Below are 15,427 nucleotides of genomic sequence, written 5' to 3' on the forward strand. Positions count from 1 at the left end.
AGCCTATTTAGAACGACGGGGCCGCGCCAAGCGCCGAATTCAATTTCTTTGCGACATCATCCCGCGAGCGTCCGGTTCATTTTCGGTGTGCATCTCAAATCTTCTTAATCACGCTCACCGCCGCGTACAAGCCCCCAACTTTTTCGCGCTCCACGACTTGCGCCGAAAACGCCGGGTTCAGCGGCTGCAATCGGATCATCTCTCCCGCCGCCCCGCTCTCAAAGAACACCCGCTTGAACGTCGTCTCCCCGTCACGCTCAAACCGCACGAAACAATCCATCCCCGCGCGCACCTCCCGCGCCGGACTGAACACGACAACATCTCCCTCCCGATACTCCGGCATCATGCTCTCTCCAACCACCCGCGCCGCAAACGCATCCGCATCGTCGATGTCCGGACAACGCACATACTCGTCCGCCATCCGCGCAGGGTAAGAAAGATCCGTAAATTCAGCCGGATACCCCGCCTGAACTCGGTTGATGAGCGGGACTTCGCGGGCGAGGAAGCGAGACAGCGGGGCGGCGGCGAAGGCGCCGCGCGAGCCGGATGCGCGCGAGCCGGATGCGTGCGAGCCGGCCGAGTGCGCCCCGGAGGATTGCGCGTTGGATACCGGGGCGCCTGAAGTTTGTGCGTCGGATGTGCGCGCGTCGGGCGATGGCGGATCGAGCGGTGCGCCGATGAGTCGGTGGAGCTCGCCGGACTTGTACGCCTCGTCGAGCGCGCCGCGGAGTTTGCCTTCTTCGTCGATGCCGCTGGCGGCGAGGAGCGACGCGAGTTTTTTCTCGCGCTCGCGCTGCGCCGCTTCGCGCGCGGCGAGCTGCATCACCTCGCGGCGGAAGTGCGCGGGCGTGCGCTCCCACTCGGCGGCGCGCGCGAGGTCGCCCGCGTTCACCCCGAGCGCTTTTTCCAGCGACGCGATCATCGAATCGCTGGGCACTTCGCGCAGCGCGTTCTCGATCACGGACAGGTAACCCTTCGTGCAGCCCGCGGCACCCGCGAGTTCTTCGAGCGTGAGGTTGCGCGCGAGCCGGAGTTTCCGCAAGCGCGAGCCCCAGCGCATGCCGCCGGATTCGGTGGCGCCCGAGTTCGCGCCGTGCGTCGCGGGTGATTTTCTCTGCGTCGTGCCGGTCGCCGGTTTTTTCTTCTTCTTGGCCATGTGCGTGCTCGGTTGTCGAACGGTCTGCGTCCGGTTGGTGGGGCTGATGCGGGAGGTTGGTGGGAGTGGGTGGGGGGTGAGCGGATGGTGCGAAAAAAGACGGAAGCGGGCCCACCCGCGCAACTGCGCGCATGGACCGCCGGAATCTGCTACAATGCCAAACAAAGTTCGTACAATTTCGGCCAAACCCCTTTCTGGTTGGTTCCTGTTGTGGTAAACTGTATCAAATGTTTACCACTATGTCAACGCAGGTTCCCACGAATCGTTCGGCAGAATCCATCCGGGTGCAGCCCATGCGGGCCCAGCCGCTCCGGCCCGAAGCCGGGGTGCGCCGAAAGAGCCGGCGGGTCGCGCCGAATCTGGACCTGCGCCGGCGCGATGCGCTCGGCCGCGAACGCGTGGCGAGCATCATCGAGCACGCGCGCTGGCTGCCCAAGGCGGACCTGGCGCTTGTGAACTGGGCTTGTCGCAGCGGGCGGCCTCTCTCGGAACTCGCGGCGATGGGCGAAGCGCCGGCGTGGGTGCTCAGTCGGCGGCTGCGCCGGATCGTCGCGCGCGCGACCTCGCGCGAATTCCGGTATGTCGCGCTCCTGCTCGATGTGCACGATTCGCCTCCCGCTTGGCCTCCCACTTGGCCTCCCTCGGGGTTTCCCTCGGGATCACCCCAGCAGCCGGCGCGCAACGACCTCGACGAAGGAGCGCTGCAGCTTGCGATCGCGCGGGCGATCTTTATCAACGGGCTGGCGGTGCGCGAGGTGGCGCGCGTGCTCGGCGTGCCGCGGAAGCGCATCACGCGCATCCGCGATGTCTTCGCGCTGCGTGCCGAAGCGCTGGCAACGTGATCAACCAACTTTCTACGTCACTTTCTTCGGGGGCACTTCATGCGAACTCTTTCGAAACGGATTTCATTGAACGGGCGCGCGCCGACGGGCAAGCTGCTGCGCGCGTGCTGCCGCTTCGGGATCGGCGTCACGCGCGCGAGCGCGCCGGCGCGAGACTATGGCGATCTCGACACTCTTCTCGCGCTCGCGCCGGGCGACATCGCGCTCATCACCGGTCCGAGCGGGTGCGGCAAATCGACCTTGCTCCGGGCTCTGTTCCGCGCGCTGCGCGGGCGCAACGCGAAGTTCCGCGATCTTTCTTCCGCTCGAAAGTGCGAGCGGGTGAACAAGGCGGTGATCGACCTGATCCCGCTGCCTCTCGAGAAATCGCTGCGCTTGCTTGCCGCGGCGGGGCTGGCCGATCCTTTCGTGCTCGGGCGAACGGTGCGCGAGTTATCGGTGGGGGAGCGGATGCGGTTCATGCTCGCGCGCTCGCTCGCGGAATGCGCCGATGCCGAGTGGCTGTTGCTCGATGAGTTTCTCACGATGCTCGATCGCGAAACGGCGGTCGCGGTGGCCTCATCGCTCAGGCGTGCGGCACGAGAGATTGCGCCCGAGCTTCGCATCGTGGTCGCGACGCCTCATGAGGATGTGGCGGGAGCGCTGGGTGTGAAGACAGCAAGCCCCCTCCGTCATCGCTGCGCGATGACACCTCCCCCTTTGGCAAAGGGGGAGGACTCTTTGGAGGCGAACACTGGGCGTGCGGCACGAGAGATTGCGCCCGAGCTTCGCATCGTGGTCGCGACGCCGCATGAGGATGTGGCGGGAGCGCTGGGTGTGAAGACAGCAAACCCCCTCCGTCATCGCTGCGCGATGACACCTCCCCCTTTCGGAAAGGGGGAGGACTCTTTGGAGGCGACCCTTGAGTGTGTGGTGAGCAGGCCTTCGGCCTGCGCATTTCAGACGTGATTTGTCTCCGGGGCTGCCGCTGCGCGGCAAGCCCCGGCTATTGCCGATCACGCCTTCGGCGTGCAACACGGATTCACAGTGGAAGTCACCTTTCCAGACTTGGCGAGTGTGCGGCGTTGCCCTGGGCACGAGCTTCTTATCCCGCGACACATTTTCCTTGGGGGTTCTTATGCAACAGATTCGTCCAACGGTTCTTCGGATCGGTACGTGCACGCGCGAGGAAGCGGGCGAACTGCTCGCGGATCACTACGCGCCGGGGAGTCCGACGCGAGTGTGCGCGCTGCTCGGCGCACGGCTGGAAATCGCGGGCGAGACAAGATTGGTCGGCGTGCTGGCCGTCACGTACCCAACACTCAATGACCGCTGGCGCGAGAAGGCATGGCCGGGCGTGTACGACATTGCCGACAAGCGCGAGCGCGCGAAGAAGCTGAACGCGACAGTCCGCCGGATCGCGCGGGTCGTCGTCGTCCCCCAGCAGCGCGGGCGCGGCATCGCGACGGCGCTGGTGCGTGCGTATTTGCGCCGGCCGCTCACGGAGCGGACGGAAGCGGTCGCGGCGATGGGAGATTTCTGCGGCTGCTTCGCGAGCGCCGGGATGCGCGCGGTCGAGTGCGCACCCAGCGAACGCGACACGAGATTGGCGCGCGCACTCAAAGAGTTGCGTATCAGACCCGAGACGCTGGCGGATGACCGCGCGGCGGAGAGGCTGCTTGCGAACGGGGAATTCGTTCGGGCGATCCGTGCGTGGGCGAACAGCGCCGGCGCAACGCGGAAGTGGCTCGAGCGCGCGGACGCGATCCAGATGCTCGCGCCGATGGCGGCGCGGGGCGTGGTCGAGAAGAAACGCGTGGTGTGGGTGGCGGAGGCAGGAGCGGGAAGGGACAAAGGGGCAGAGGGGCAAAGGGAAGAGAGGTGTCGAGGTGGCAAGGTGCCGACGTGCCGAGGGGGATGCAAAGGAAAGGCAAGATCAACCCCCTCCGTCATCGCTTCGCGATGACACCTCCCCCTTTGGCAAAGGGGGAGGACGCAGTCGGGCGAGCACGTCATTTCGTTTCGGGCTCGTGAAGGAGCGCGAAGTGGGCTTCCGCCGCCGCACACGTTTTCAAATACTGACTTGCAGACCCGTGGCTTGAACTTTCTCTTCTCTCGACACCTCGACACCTTCTCCCATGCAAACTCCCCTCAATCGTTTTCACCTCTCCGAATTTCTGCGCGAGCGGCTCGACATCCGCATCGGCGGGTTGCCCTTGATCAACGGGCATCAATCGCCGCTCGATTACCTCGCGCACGCGTTCTTCCAGGGGCGAGCCGGGTTCGGGCGCTTCGCGACGGAAAGTGCACCGGTCGATTGCGTTGTCTGGGCCGCGCGAGGCAGCGGCAAGACATTCCTCGGCGCAGTCGCCACGGCGCTCGATCTGATTTTCAAGCCAGGGATCAGCATCCGCATACTCGGAGGCAGCCTCGATCAATCGCGCCACATGCACGCGCACCTGCGCACGCTTTTCGAGGGCGATGCGCTCGCCGATCTCGTCGAGGGACGCATTGGCGAGACGCGGCTCGCGCTCAAGAACGGTTCGGCCGTCGAACTTCTGGCGCAATCGCACACAGCCGTTCGCGGCACCCGCGTGCAGGTGCTGCGCTGCGACGAGGTGGAGCTCTTTAAAGAGGATGTGTTCGCTGCCGCGATGCTCACGACAAGATCGAAGAGGATCGAGATCCCGGGCGTGGGCGAAACGGAGATCGCGGGGAGCATCGAGTGCTTGAGCACGATGCACGTGCCGTTCGGGCTGATGAGCCGGCTGGTGAAGGACCGTGGGCGGACGCTGTTCAAGTGGGGCGTGGTGGATGTGCTGGAAGAGTGCAAGCGCGCGTGCGAAGGGTGCGTGCTGTGGGAGGAGTGTGGGGGGAGGGCGAAGAGGGAAGGGGCAGAGGGGCAAAGGGGCGGAGGGGCAAAGGGAAGAAAGGTGTCGAGGTGTCAAGGTGCCGAGGTGACGAGGGGGAAGGCAGAAGTGGCAGAGGGACAAAGGGGCGGAGTGGCAGAGGGAAAAGGCAAGAAAGAGAGAGGCATTCGGCACTCGGCATTGGGCATTCGAAAAGACAGAACGGAAAGCAAAGGCAGAAAGAAAACGACGGGCGGAGAAGAAACCAAATCGCGAGCGAGGCGCGGCGGCGCACGCAGCAAACCTACGAGCGGAATTGCGCCCCGCAGGCGGGCGGGCGTGCGCGGCAGACGCAGCGGTGCACGCAGCAATCGCACGAGCGGAAATGCGCCCCGCAAGCGGGCGGGCGAGCGCGGCACGGATACTGGTGCGCGCGGCACGCGGATTCGCGCGGGCTCTTCGGCGCGTTCGTCTACTACTACAACTTCTTTGTCATCTTCAAATCCGCAATCCGACGTCCGCAATCCCACATCTTCCCGTCCGCTATCCGCACTCCAAAATCCACCCTCTCCCCCCGGTCATTTCCGCGTTGATGATGCGATCCGAATGAAGGGGCGGGTGAGCTTCGCGGTGTGGCGCACGGAGATGCTCTGCCTCGAACCATCGCGTGCCGACTCGGTCTTCCCCGAATTCGATGCGAAGAAGCATGTGTTCGCGGCGTGGGAACGCGAAACAGCGTTCCGCGCCGGCGATCCACTGGCCTCGCCCGATCCGCTCCGCACGATCCTGCTCGCGCGGGGAGAGCCGGCGCGGGTGAAGCGCGCCGGAGTCGAAACGTTTCTCTGCGGCATCGACTTCGGCTTTCGTGCGCCGACGGTCATCCTGTGGGCGGCGCTCGAGAACGATGTGCTGCGCATTCTCGACGAGCGCCACGTGACGGGCGAAACAACCAAGCAGCACGTCGAGGCGATCTTGAAAGGCAACGGGAAATTCTGGCGCGTGCCGGAATGGATCGGCGCCGACCCGGCCGGAAAACAGCGCCAATCGCAGACGGGCAAAAGCGATGTGCAGGTGCTCGAGGCGGCGGGGCTGAACGTGCGGACGCGCGCGAGCGAGATTCACGATGGGTTGCAGTTGATCCGGGCGCGGCTCGCGCCGGCGGAAGGGCCGGTGCGGCTGATGGTGCACGAGCGCTGCCGCGGACTGGTGGAGGCGTTTGTCACGTACCACTACCGGCGCGACGACCCGGAAGACCTGAGGCCGGTGAAGGACGGGAGCGATCACGCGATCGATGCGCTGCGGTATCTCGTGATGAATCTGGATGGGGGGTGGGAGGTGAGGGTGAGGAAGTATGCGTGAAGCGTTCACGGCGGAGGAGATTCACCGCAGAGGAACAGAGGCGCAGAGAGAAGAGGGGGGGAACGAATCTGGAGAGAACGCGGAGTTGCGGAGTCGGCGGAGTTGCGCGGAGAAGAAGGAAGAGAGAAGAGGCGGGAAAGAGAGAAGTAGCAGAGTGGCAGAGGAAAGGAAAGAGCAAAGGCACTGGGCACTAAGAGGAAGGAAGAGGTGTCAAGGTGTCGTGGGGAAGAAGAAGCAAGCAAAGCCAAGACGAAGTCAACGTTGGGAACAGAACTATGAAACTCGATGAATTACGCGAAGAGATTTTGGGACGGATCAGGGACTGTGCCGCGGGAAACGGGGGGAGGGCACCGTCGCGCGAGGAATTTACGAAGACGACGAAGATCGGGATTGCGAAGTGGAAAGGGGTGTTGTGGCGGTCGTGGGGGGATGCGCTGATCGAGGCGGGGTTCAAGCCGGATGCGCGGCGGAAATCGGACGCGGAAATGTTGGAGGAGTATGGGAAGTTGGCGCTGGAGTTGTGCCGCGTACCGACGTCGCCGGATTTGCGGCTGGCGGGGAAGCAGGGGAAGAAGGTTTCGAACTGGAACACGCTTCGTGCGCGGTTCGGCGGGCGGCGGGGGCTGAACGCGAGCCTGGTTGAGTATTGGAAGGGGCGGGAAGAATCGCAGTTGATCCGCGGGTATTGCGGGAAGAAGCGGACGCGGCAGACGCGGCGCGGCGAGGAGCCGCTGGTGCCGGGGTGGGTTTATCTGATGGAATCGGGCGGGATCTACAAGATCGGGAGGGCGGTGAATGTGGAGCACCGGCACAAGGAGGTGGAGACGATGACGCCGCACGACCTGGTGATTCTGCACCGGATCAAGACGGATGACTCGGTGGGGATCGAGGCGTACTGGCACAAGAGGTTCGAATCGAAATGGGTGAAGGGGGAGTGGTTCAGTTTGAATGATGAGGATGTGAAGGTGATGAGGGAGAGGGTGGTGATGTAGGGGGGGATGCCGTTGGCCGAGTTCTGAATTCCGATGAATGCGTTCCGGCTGATGCAAGAATGAAACACGATGGCAAGAGCTTCGTATACTCGTGCAAGTTGGTGGGGCGGGAAGGGAAATCACGAAGATGTTGAAGAGCAGCTTGACAATCGTATTTGGCTCAATCGCATCGCTTGCGATGGCGGGGGACTTGCCTCAAGGCCTTACGATAGAACACGGTGTCCTCGTCCCCAACATGGCGGTCGCGGCATCCGCCCTTCTGGCGCATGAAGGTGCGCCGTTTGCTTGCGGACTCGTTGAGACGAACGTCAATGGTCCTTGGGTGATTGCCACATCTACCGGGGTTTTTAGCCGAGGATACTGTGGAACGTGCGATCTTGTCTGTACCGACGACCCCGATTACCGACTCCCCGGATATGGCGCTGGTTTCGCGCAGACGGTCAATTCAGAAGATGGCTTGTTGGGATGCAACAGCCATACCCGATACTGGATGCTCGCCGGCAGCCACGCATTTGTCTTTCCAGTATCCGCGATCGATCCGCGTTCTCTAAAGTCATTTGCGATTCGGCTTCCGCTTTCAACGCACATTACGCTGGGGTGGTGGCAGTCGCCGGATTTTGCATGGGAACTGAGTCCGGACGACGATTTTGCCCCGCTGAGGGGTTTTCAACTCATCTCGTCGGTCTGCGCGTGGTATACATCGGTGGAAACTTGCATCAACGACTATTCCATCCAAGATTTCGACTTCTTCTATCCGGTTCCAGTTCTTACCGAGGCTCCGGTGGGAGACGTTATGGCACTGGAGATTGGTCCCCGCCTTCGTTTCGAGGCTTCCCAGCCTCTCAATTTGCGAGAGAAAGAGAACTCTCTTGCTCTCCACACCGATCGGTACAAACTGGTGGAGAACCCGGATCGGATGATTGTGCGGCGTGCCGCGGCGTTTCGGGTCGAGGTGACGGGGGAGAACGAGTTGGACGAGCAGTGCTCGCTGATTCACTTCACGGCGACACACACATTTGACGGCGATCCGGTGGAGATCGATATTCCGCTGTTTGAGGGGTCGGTCGTGCCGCCGGATGCTTGGGGCTGCCGCGTGGTGCATGTTGAGGGGCGCGACCCGAAGAAGCTGCTGGTGGAGGTGTTGATCCCGAAGGATGCGGCGATCGGCGAGTACACGTTCAATGCGCAGTTCAGGCCGAACGGACGGCCGGAGATTCTGGATGAAGTGGAGTTTCCGAAGAAGGTGGTGGTTTTGTTTAATCCGTGGGGGGAAGAGGATGAGGTGTACTACTCGACGACGTCGGACTTGGGGAAGTACATGCTCAACGAAACGATTCAATTGACTTATCAGATGAACAAAGACACGAATGGTGCAATTCTCGACGACAAGAAGATGTGCTGGGATCTCGATCAGTTTACAGAACCCGTGCTTGATGTAACCCTTGGTTTTCTGGAAACGCTTACGTCATCGGAACGCGAAAGCGCAACGACGGTTTCTCGCGAGCTCTCGGCACAGATCAATGCCGAGGATGATGGCGGCCTGCTCGTTGGTCGCTGGCCGACAAACAACAGTTATCCGAACGGAACGTCGCCGTTCGAATGGCGATCCAGTTTGCCAATTTTCGCTGCCTATCGGGAGAACGGGGTATCCGTGAAATATGCGCAATGCTGGATTTATGCCGGAACATTTGTGTCGGCATTGCGCTCTGTGGGAATTCCATCCCGAGCAGTTTCCGGTTCACTTGCCGGACAGGACTCTGTTGCACCGTTTGATGGGAACATGACGGTGACGAGAAGATGGGGACCCAGCGGCTGGGCAATCGATAATGCGGCTACTGATAAAATTTGGGATTTTCACGTTTGGACTGAAGCTTGGATGAAGAGGACCGACTTGCAGCTGGCGAGTGCGTGGCAGGCACTTGATAGCTCGGCACTTCCTCCGGCGCATCCCCAAATGCAGATTGGTCCTGCGGCTGTCGCAAGCATCAAGAGCAAGCTATTGGCATCACAGTTCAATACAAATTATTTTGTATCACTCGTGGCGCCGCAGCTCTGGGTGGAGGACTGGAAAGATGGGCAAAAGACTCGATATAGCCCGTCAGCAGCAAGCATAGGTAAGAAGATTTGGACTGCGCCGATTGTTGGTGGTGAACCTCTTTCTTTAACGGCGCTGTACAAGTTACCAGGAGCTCCACCCGCGCCGCTTACAGCAGATGGCGTTGCCACTTTTACAATTGCGGGAACTCTGTCGCGAGGAGCCCCGCTCGTTTTTACTTCGCATTTGGCGAACACTGCCGAAACTTCCGATACCGTCGAATTGGGCTACACGGTAGAACAAGTCGGTCTGTCGGGATACTGGCGCAGCAGTATTTCCAGCCCGCCACAAGTGCCTTATGTGCTTGCTGCAGGTGAATCTCGCGACATAACGATAACTGTTCCATGGAGCACCCTCGCGCCGTGGGTCGATATCGACACACAATTCCGCGTTACGCTGAGCGCAATGGGAGCGGATTTTGAAAAGCGAGCCATTGAAACCGTTACGATTCAGCTAATCGATCCACAAGTTTTACTGCACGTATCTCCCGCAGGAACAGTTCGCTTTAACGACCTCGTGCATTTCGAGGCTAGTTGCACCAACAACAGTGTCGCGGTGATCCAAAATGCCCGAATGATTTTGCGCAGCAGCGGCCGACTGCGTTTCGCGAGCAACGATCGAGCCCTTTCCGTGTCGCTCGGAGTAGTGCCGGTTAATGGTGGCGTACAGGTCTCGGGAGTTGCTCGAGCCGTTGCTCGAGGCGCGGACGTCGTTTCAGCGGATTTCAATTCAAATCAGGTGTTTGCGAGTAGTGCTCCCCAGCAACTGAACGTTGTCGGTTGCCTCGGGGATCTCGACGGTGGAGATTCCGTGGACGATGCCGATTTTTCGTTGTTCGCACAGTCGTACAACGAACTCGTTATTCCACCCGGCGATCCCGCAGCCGATCTGAATCAGGATGGAGTCGTCGACGACAGCGATTTCATTCTGTTTGTTCAAGCATACGATCGACTTTTGTGTGAGTGATGCGTCCGCCTGAACGATCGTGTGCGCTCGAGCGAGCTTTGCCGTGAAACCCAGCTCCGTTCTAAAAAAAATCGCAAAATGGGCAGGGCTCGTCCTGGCGGCCGTTTTGTTGGTGTGTTGGGTCGGCAGCGTGTGGTGTCATGCTTGGTGGCGCAGCAACGACGGCTACATGGTTGGGCTCAGTGCGGGGCGACTTGTTTTATCGATGAATACGGACACGTTATTTCGGGACGAGAAATTAGGAAAACATATCGAAATAGTTAGGCCACAGTTTGCGTGGTGGATCGATTGGATTCACGAGCCTGTGAATTTGATGCGTGTGCCTATCACGAAGTGGTATATATGGATTCCAATCTGGATGTTCATCGTGCCAGTGTCGGGAGTTGCCGGCATTGCGTGGTGGCTTGACGCGCGAGCGAGGCAATTGATGCTTACCGGGAAATGTGCGCGATGCGGTTATGACCGGTCGGGGCTAGAGCCTGAAGTTGCCTGCCCCGAATGCGGCCAGGTGAAACAAGCATCCGAACGAGCATGATGTTCGAAAGGTCTTGATCCTGGATATTCAGCAGGCGAGGTGTTTTTGCTGTGCACAGTCGCATAATGAGCTTCTCGTTCCGCCGGCAATGCCTGGTGGCGGACGCCAGACCGCGGGACCCGCAGAAAAATCGAGAATCTTGCTTCATCAGGCGGCAGATTTCGAGTCGCTTTACTTTGTTGCGGTCGCTGATGGGACTTCGATTTCTGAGCAGTATTACGGTCCAATATTGGCCGTACCCCCATGTGGTTGCTCGCGCTCCCCTTCGTATCTCTTACAGCGATTGCCTGGCGTCTTGAGTTGGTTGCGAGACGCCGAGTTTGCGTGGGACAGTGCTCGCAATGTGGGTATCCGCGCGGGGATGCTTTCGATACGAGATGTCCTGAATGCGCAAAGGGCAAGCGTGAATCGGACGATCGAACATTCGCGCAGGTGAGTGGCGGCGATATGTCTTTTCATGTCGATTGCGTGCTCGCTGATGCTGCAGCCGGGGATGTGGCCGGTTTCGATGGTTTTCGCGCTGCTCGCGGCACTCCTCGCGGGGGCCGGCGGGCTGCGGCGAGGGATGAGTCTGACCGTGGCCGGAATGGTCGATGTGTTTGTGTGCGGCGTGGCGGCGGTGCTCCTGGTGATTGGTTGTTGGGAAGGGCCGAGGTGAGGCGGGCGAGGTGGGAGAGCCGGCGATGATCGCGAATCTGCTTCATGGGGTGGGCGTACAGATGCACATGCGGCGCCGCACAAAGGTTCTGTGGGCGGGCGTGTGCGTGCTGGTTGCGCTCTGGCTGCTCAGTTACTGGTTGCCTTTGAAGTGGATGGGGAGCACGACGGAACTGGGGATCGGGCGCGGCGAGATATGGATGAGCGTGCGTGTGGAGCCGCCGGCGAGTCTCTTTCCGGGTAACAAGACAATCTCGGATGATTTCGATTTGCCCGGTGCTCCAGCGACCGCTCCTTTGCCGCCGCTCGAGATGCGGCGAATCGTGTGGGCGCCGCTGTGGTTGTTTCCGGTCGCGCTCGTCGTGTTCGTCGCAACCGTGCGCTGGATCACGGTCCCGCCGCCGGTGTTTTACTTGCCGATGCGGATTTGCCGGTGGCTGTGGAGATCTGCCGCGGCACTCACGATCGGGCTCGGGCTCTTGTGGTGGCTTTCGCTCAACATGAGCCTGGCGTGGAGCGCGAAGAAGGAATTGGTGCTCGAAGTGTCCTCGGGCGCGGTTGTGGTCTGCTGGGAAAGATCGCCGACTAGGTTGGAGCCCGGGTTCCATGTGAATCCGGCGCGGGAGCGCGTGCACACGTGGTTCAAGCGTCAAAGGACGAGCGGTTATGAGATCGTGATCGTGCCGCTCCTGCTCGCGGCGATCGCGCCCGCATCGCTCGCGCTCGGCGCGTGGGGACTCGAAACGATCATCGCGCGCGGGCGGCGCGGCAAGTGCATCACCTGCGGCTATTCGCGCACGGGGTTGAACGCGGAGACGCCGTGTCCGGAGTGCGGGGCACTTGCAACGGGCAAGGGCACAGCGGGCACGCCTAAGTCGAGCGCGGGCGCTCGTACGCACGACCGATGAGATCGAGCACTTCTTCTTCGCTCGCTTCGGTTTGGTGACAGAACTTTGGAAGGCGGTCGGCGATGCGTGCGATGATACTGAGCGGCGTATCCGCGGTCGTCACAAGCAGGTCTTCGGTGTCGCTCATCGACACGGCGCAGACGCGATACCGCCACGCGAACTCGAACGTGATGAGCGCGACAAAGTCGGGGCTGGGAAGTGCGGTGTTGAGATCGGGGAATCGGTTGGGCTGCGGCGTGGATGGGGAAGACATCGTGCGGACTCCGAACGTCATGGGCGCGCACACATCACGCTACTGCAAAGCACCGCCACAGAGTTGTGGAAAGTGGCGGGTAGTTTCCACAGATTTGTGGAATGGCTTCGGGCGGTGCGCCGCAGAGAAACGCGGGCGCGAGGCGGTGTCGGCGCGCTCCGATCGCTCGCGCGGCAATTGAAGAATTCGGTTGGGGTTGTGCGGCGAGCGTGCGCGTCCGGCGCCGCGTGTTAGTGTTTCCTATCATTTTGCGTCCGTCCGTGTCAGGGGGCGGCATACCGGAGGATTGCCATGGCTGCTTCTGTGTTTGCTCGTGTCGGCGCTCGCTTCGCAACGCGTTATCGAGTGCGGGTTTGTGTGGGGGTTCGCGTGGGGGCTCGCGTGGGGGTTCGCGCTGCCGCGGCATGCGCCGGGGTGCTCGCGCTCGGCGCGTGCACGGTCGGATATCAAGCAGATGTGCGCAACGACACGGCCCAGCCGATCGGCGTGGCGATCGTGCACGCGAGCGGGAGCGGGCAACCCAATTCTTTGGCGATGCAGCGGATCGCGCCGAACAGCCGCGGGCAGGTTGTACGCTACGGCGTTCCCTCGGATTGGACGATCTATCTTGAAGCGGATGCGCAGGGGAATCCGGGCTGGCCGGTGCGCTACGACCTGAAGCCGGGTTTGAATGTCGTGCGCGTGACGCAGGACGGGAACGTGCCGACTGGTAAACTTCACATTGAGCAGGTCGATCGGTAGAGTTCAGCCGGGCGGGGATCATGGCCACGGAACAGAGTGAACATGATGAAGGTGCGAGCGACGGTACGCCGAGCCGGGGTCAGATTGTCGTGTTCGCGGCGGGCCTGTACGCGGTCCTGTGCGGCGCGATCACGCTCATCGGCTGGTTCGTGAATCAACCTCGGCTGACCGACTGGCTCGAAGACGGCATCTCGATGTTCCCGGTGACGGCGACGTGCGCGATCGCGTGCGGCATCGGGCTCCTCTTGCTCTGCCCGCGCGAGGTGAGCCAGAAGCAGCGGGTCGGCGCGGCGATTCTCGGCGCGCTGGCGTGCGCGCTCGGGCTCGCAACGCTCTTCGAGCACGCGACGATGATCGACCTGGGGATCGATACGTTTCTGGTCAGGCGCGAGTGGGGGCAGAAGGCCGCGAGATCACTGATGCGCATGGGTCCGCCTGCGTCGGTTTCGTTCGCGGCGCTGGGTTCGTCGATCGTTCTCCTCGCGCTCGGCGGCAAGTGGTCGCGCCGGATCGCGAGCGCGCTCGGGGTTTTGTGCGCCGCGATCGCGAGCCTTTCGCTGATCGGATACTTCTATGGGGTCGATCAGTTGTTCGCGCTGCCGAAGCTGACGGGCATCGCGCGCCAGGCGGCGACGGCGATCTTCGCGATCGGCATCGCGGTCGTGACGCTTGTTCCCGAGTTGGGGCTCGCGAACCTGATGAGCCGGCGCGATGGCGGGGGCGTGCTCGCGCGCCGGGTTCTGCCCGCCGCGGTGTTCGCGGCGATCATGATCGGATGGCTGCGCCTGCAGGGGCAGGACGCGCATCTGTACGACACGGCCTTCGGCACCGCGATCCGCACGCTGGTCGAGATCGGGCTCTTTCTGCTGCTGATCTGGTGGACCGCGAACGGGGTGAGCGCCGCGGAGAGCAAGCTGCGCAAAAGCCGCGAGGAGCTGCGTGCGGCGCTCGACGAAGCGACCACGATGGGCCGTTTCAAAGACGAGTTTCTCGCGACGCTCTCGCACGAACTGCGGAACCCGATGACCGCGATCCTCGGGTGGTCGGGCATCGTGCGGAAAAAAATGAACCAGGGGAAGGATGTCGAGCTGGCGCACGGGCTGGAAGTGATCGAACGCAACGCGAAATTGCAGGCGCAGATGATCGACGACCTGCTCGACGTGAGCCGGATCGCGGCCGGCAAGGTGAGGTTGAACATCCAGAACGTCGATCTGCGCGAAGTCGTGCGCAGCGCGGTGGATGTCGTCAAGCCGGGCGCGGAAGCGAAAGGTCTTTCGATCCAGGTCTTTTTCGGAACGGGTTTGCCCCCGATCCGCGGCGATTCCACGCGCCTGCAGCAGGTGCTGTTCAACCTCCTCGTGAACGCGCTCAAGTTCACGCCCTCGGGCGGGGCGGTGAAGATCGAGTGCACGCGGATCGGGTCCGCGGTGCAGATCGCCGTGGCGGACACGGGCGTGGGGATCGAGCCGGAGTTTCTGCCCCACGTGTTCGAGCGGTTCCGTCAGCAGGACGCGGCGACGACGAAGAAGTACGGGGGCCTGGGTCTCGGGCTCGCGATCGTGCGCCAGCTGGTGGAGTTGCACGGGGGAAGGGTGACGGCGCAGAGCGAAGGCGCGGGAAAAGGCGCGACATTCACCATCACGCTTTTGACGGTGGATTCGGCGTTGAGCGGCGCGCAGGGGGTGACGGGGCCGGGCGAAACACCGAATCTGATCGGCACGCGCGTGCTTGTCGTCGATGACGACGACGACGTGCGCGATCTGTTGAACCGGATGTTGAGCGGGTGCGGCGCGACGGTGACGCTGGCGCGTTCGGTGGATGAGGCGCTCGAGAAGGTCGAGTGCGCTGAACCCGATGTGCTGCTGAGCGACATCGGGATGCCGGGGAAAGACGGGTACGACCTGGTGTGGCATCTGCGTCAGCGCGGCATCGGTGTCTACTCGGTCGCGCTGACCTCGTTCGCGAGCGCGGGCGATCGGGCGCGCGCGCTGCAGGCGGGGTTCGACACGCACGTCTCGAAGCCGGTTCACACGCAGGAGTTGTTCGCGGCGATCCGCGGCGCGAAAGCGGAATGAGCGCGCGAGAGATCGGCGAG

At 62.1% G+C, this 15,427-nt stretch carries 12 protein-coding genes; 10 read left to right on the plus strand and 2 right to left on the minus strand.

The window, feature by feature from the left end; genetic code table 11:
- Nucleotides 1-94: 94 nt before the first annotated feature.
- Nucleotides 95-1,156, minus strand: coding sequence for a LexA family transcriptional regulator (locus KF691_01205; GenBank protein MBX3388051.1), 1,062 nt, complete (start codon nt 1,154-1,156; stop codon nt 95-97).
- 227 nt (nt 1,157-1,383) lie between these two features.
- Between KF691_01205 and KF691_01210 the strand changes: the two genes are divergently transcribed.
- From KF691_01210 to KF691_01245, 8 genes are all read left to right on the plus strand, one after another.
- Entirely contained in the window at nt 1,384-1,998 is a 615-nt protein-coding gene (locus tag KF691_01210) for a hypothetical protein (protein ID MBX3388052.1), read from the plus strand.
- A 39-nt stretch (nt 1,999-2,037) separates the two neighbouring features.
- Nucleotides 2,038-2,946 carry an ATP-binding cassette domain-containing protein gene (locus tag KF691_01215; GenBank protein MBX3388053.1) on the plus strand — a complete coding sequence of 303 codons (909 nt, stop codon included), beginning with the start codon at nt 2,038-2,040 and terminating at the stop codon, nt 2,944-2,946.
- A 169-nt stretch (nt 2,947-3,115) separates the two neighbouring features.
- The gene (locus KF691_01220) at nt 3,116-3,943 is read left to right on the plus strand and encodes a GNAT family N-acetyltransferase (GenBank protein ID MBX3388054.1); all 828 of its coding nucleotides are present in this window, start codon (nt 3,116-3,118) and stop codon (nt 3,941-3,943) included.
- Between the two features lie 172 nt (nt 3,944-4,115).
- A complete protein-coding gene (locus tag KF691_01225; GenBank protein MBX3388055.1) occupies nt 4,116-6,185 on the plus strand; it encodes a hypothetical protein in 2,070 nt (689 codons plus the stop codon).
- Nucleotides 6,186-6,460: 275 nt separating this feature from the next.
- A complete protein-coding gene (locus tag KF691_01230; protein MBX3388056.1) occupies nt 6,461-7,177 on the plus strand; it encodes a GIY-YIG nuclease family protein in 717 nt (238 codons plus the stop codon).
- A gap of 127 nt (nt 7,178-7,304) precedes the next feature.
- Entirely contained in the window at nt 7,305-10,238 is a 2,934-nt protein-coding gene (locus KF691_01235; GenBank protein ID MBX3388057.1) for a hypothetical protein, read from the plus strand.
- A 992-nt stretch (nt 10,239-11,230) separates the two neighbouring features.
- The gene (locus tag KF691_01240) at nt 11,231-11,431 is read left to right on the plus strand and encodes a hypothetical protein (protein MBX3388058.1); all 201 of its coding nucleotides are present in this window, start codon (nt 11,231-11,233) and stop codon (nt 11,429-11,431) included.
- A gap of 25 nt (nt 11,432-11,456) precedes the next feature.
- Nucleotides 11,457-12,338: a hypothetical protein gene (locus tag KF691_01245; protein ID MBX3388059.1), complete on the plus strand. Its 882-nt coding sequence runs from the start codon at nt 11,457-11,459 to the stop codon at nt 12,336-12,338.
- Here the strand turns inward: KF691_01245 and KF691_01250 are convergent.
- Nucleotides 12,301-12,591 carry a hypothetical protein gene (locus tag KF691_01250; protein MBX3388060.1) on the minus strand — a complete coding sequence of 97 codons (291 nt, stop codon included), beginning with the start codon at nt 12,589-12,591 and terminating at the stop codon, nt 12,301-12,303. The genes KF691_01245 and KF691_01250 overlap by 38 nt on opposite strands.
- 291 nt (nt 12,592-12,882) lie before the next feature.
- Here KF691_01250 and KF691_01255 point away from each other — a divergent pair, with 291 nt between their 5' ends.
- Together KF691_01255 and KF691_01260 are read left to right on the plus strand one after the other, a co-directional pair.
- Nucleotides 12,883-13,332 carry a hypothetical protein gene (locus tag KF691_01255; GenBank protein MBX3388061.1) on the plus strand — a complete coding sequence of 150 codons (450 nt, stop codon included), beginning with the start codon at nt 12,883-12,885 and terminating at the stop codon, nt 13,330-13,332.
- 20 nt (nt 13,333-13,352) lie between these two features.
- Nucleotides 13,353-15,407 carry a hybrid sensor histidine kinase/response regulator gene (locus tag KF691_01260; GenBank protein MBX3388062.1) on the plus strand — a complete coding sequence of 685 codons (2,055 nt, stop codon included), beginning with the start codon at nt 13,353-13,355 and terminating at the stop codon, nt 15,405-15,407.
- The last annotated feature ends 20 nt before the right edge of the window (nt 15,408-15,427 follow it).

The sequence above is a fragment of the Phycisphaeraceae bacterium genome, assembly GCA_019636555.1.
Lineage (GTDB): Bacteria > Planctomycetota > Phycisphaerae > Phycisphaerales > UBA1924 > JAFEBO01.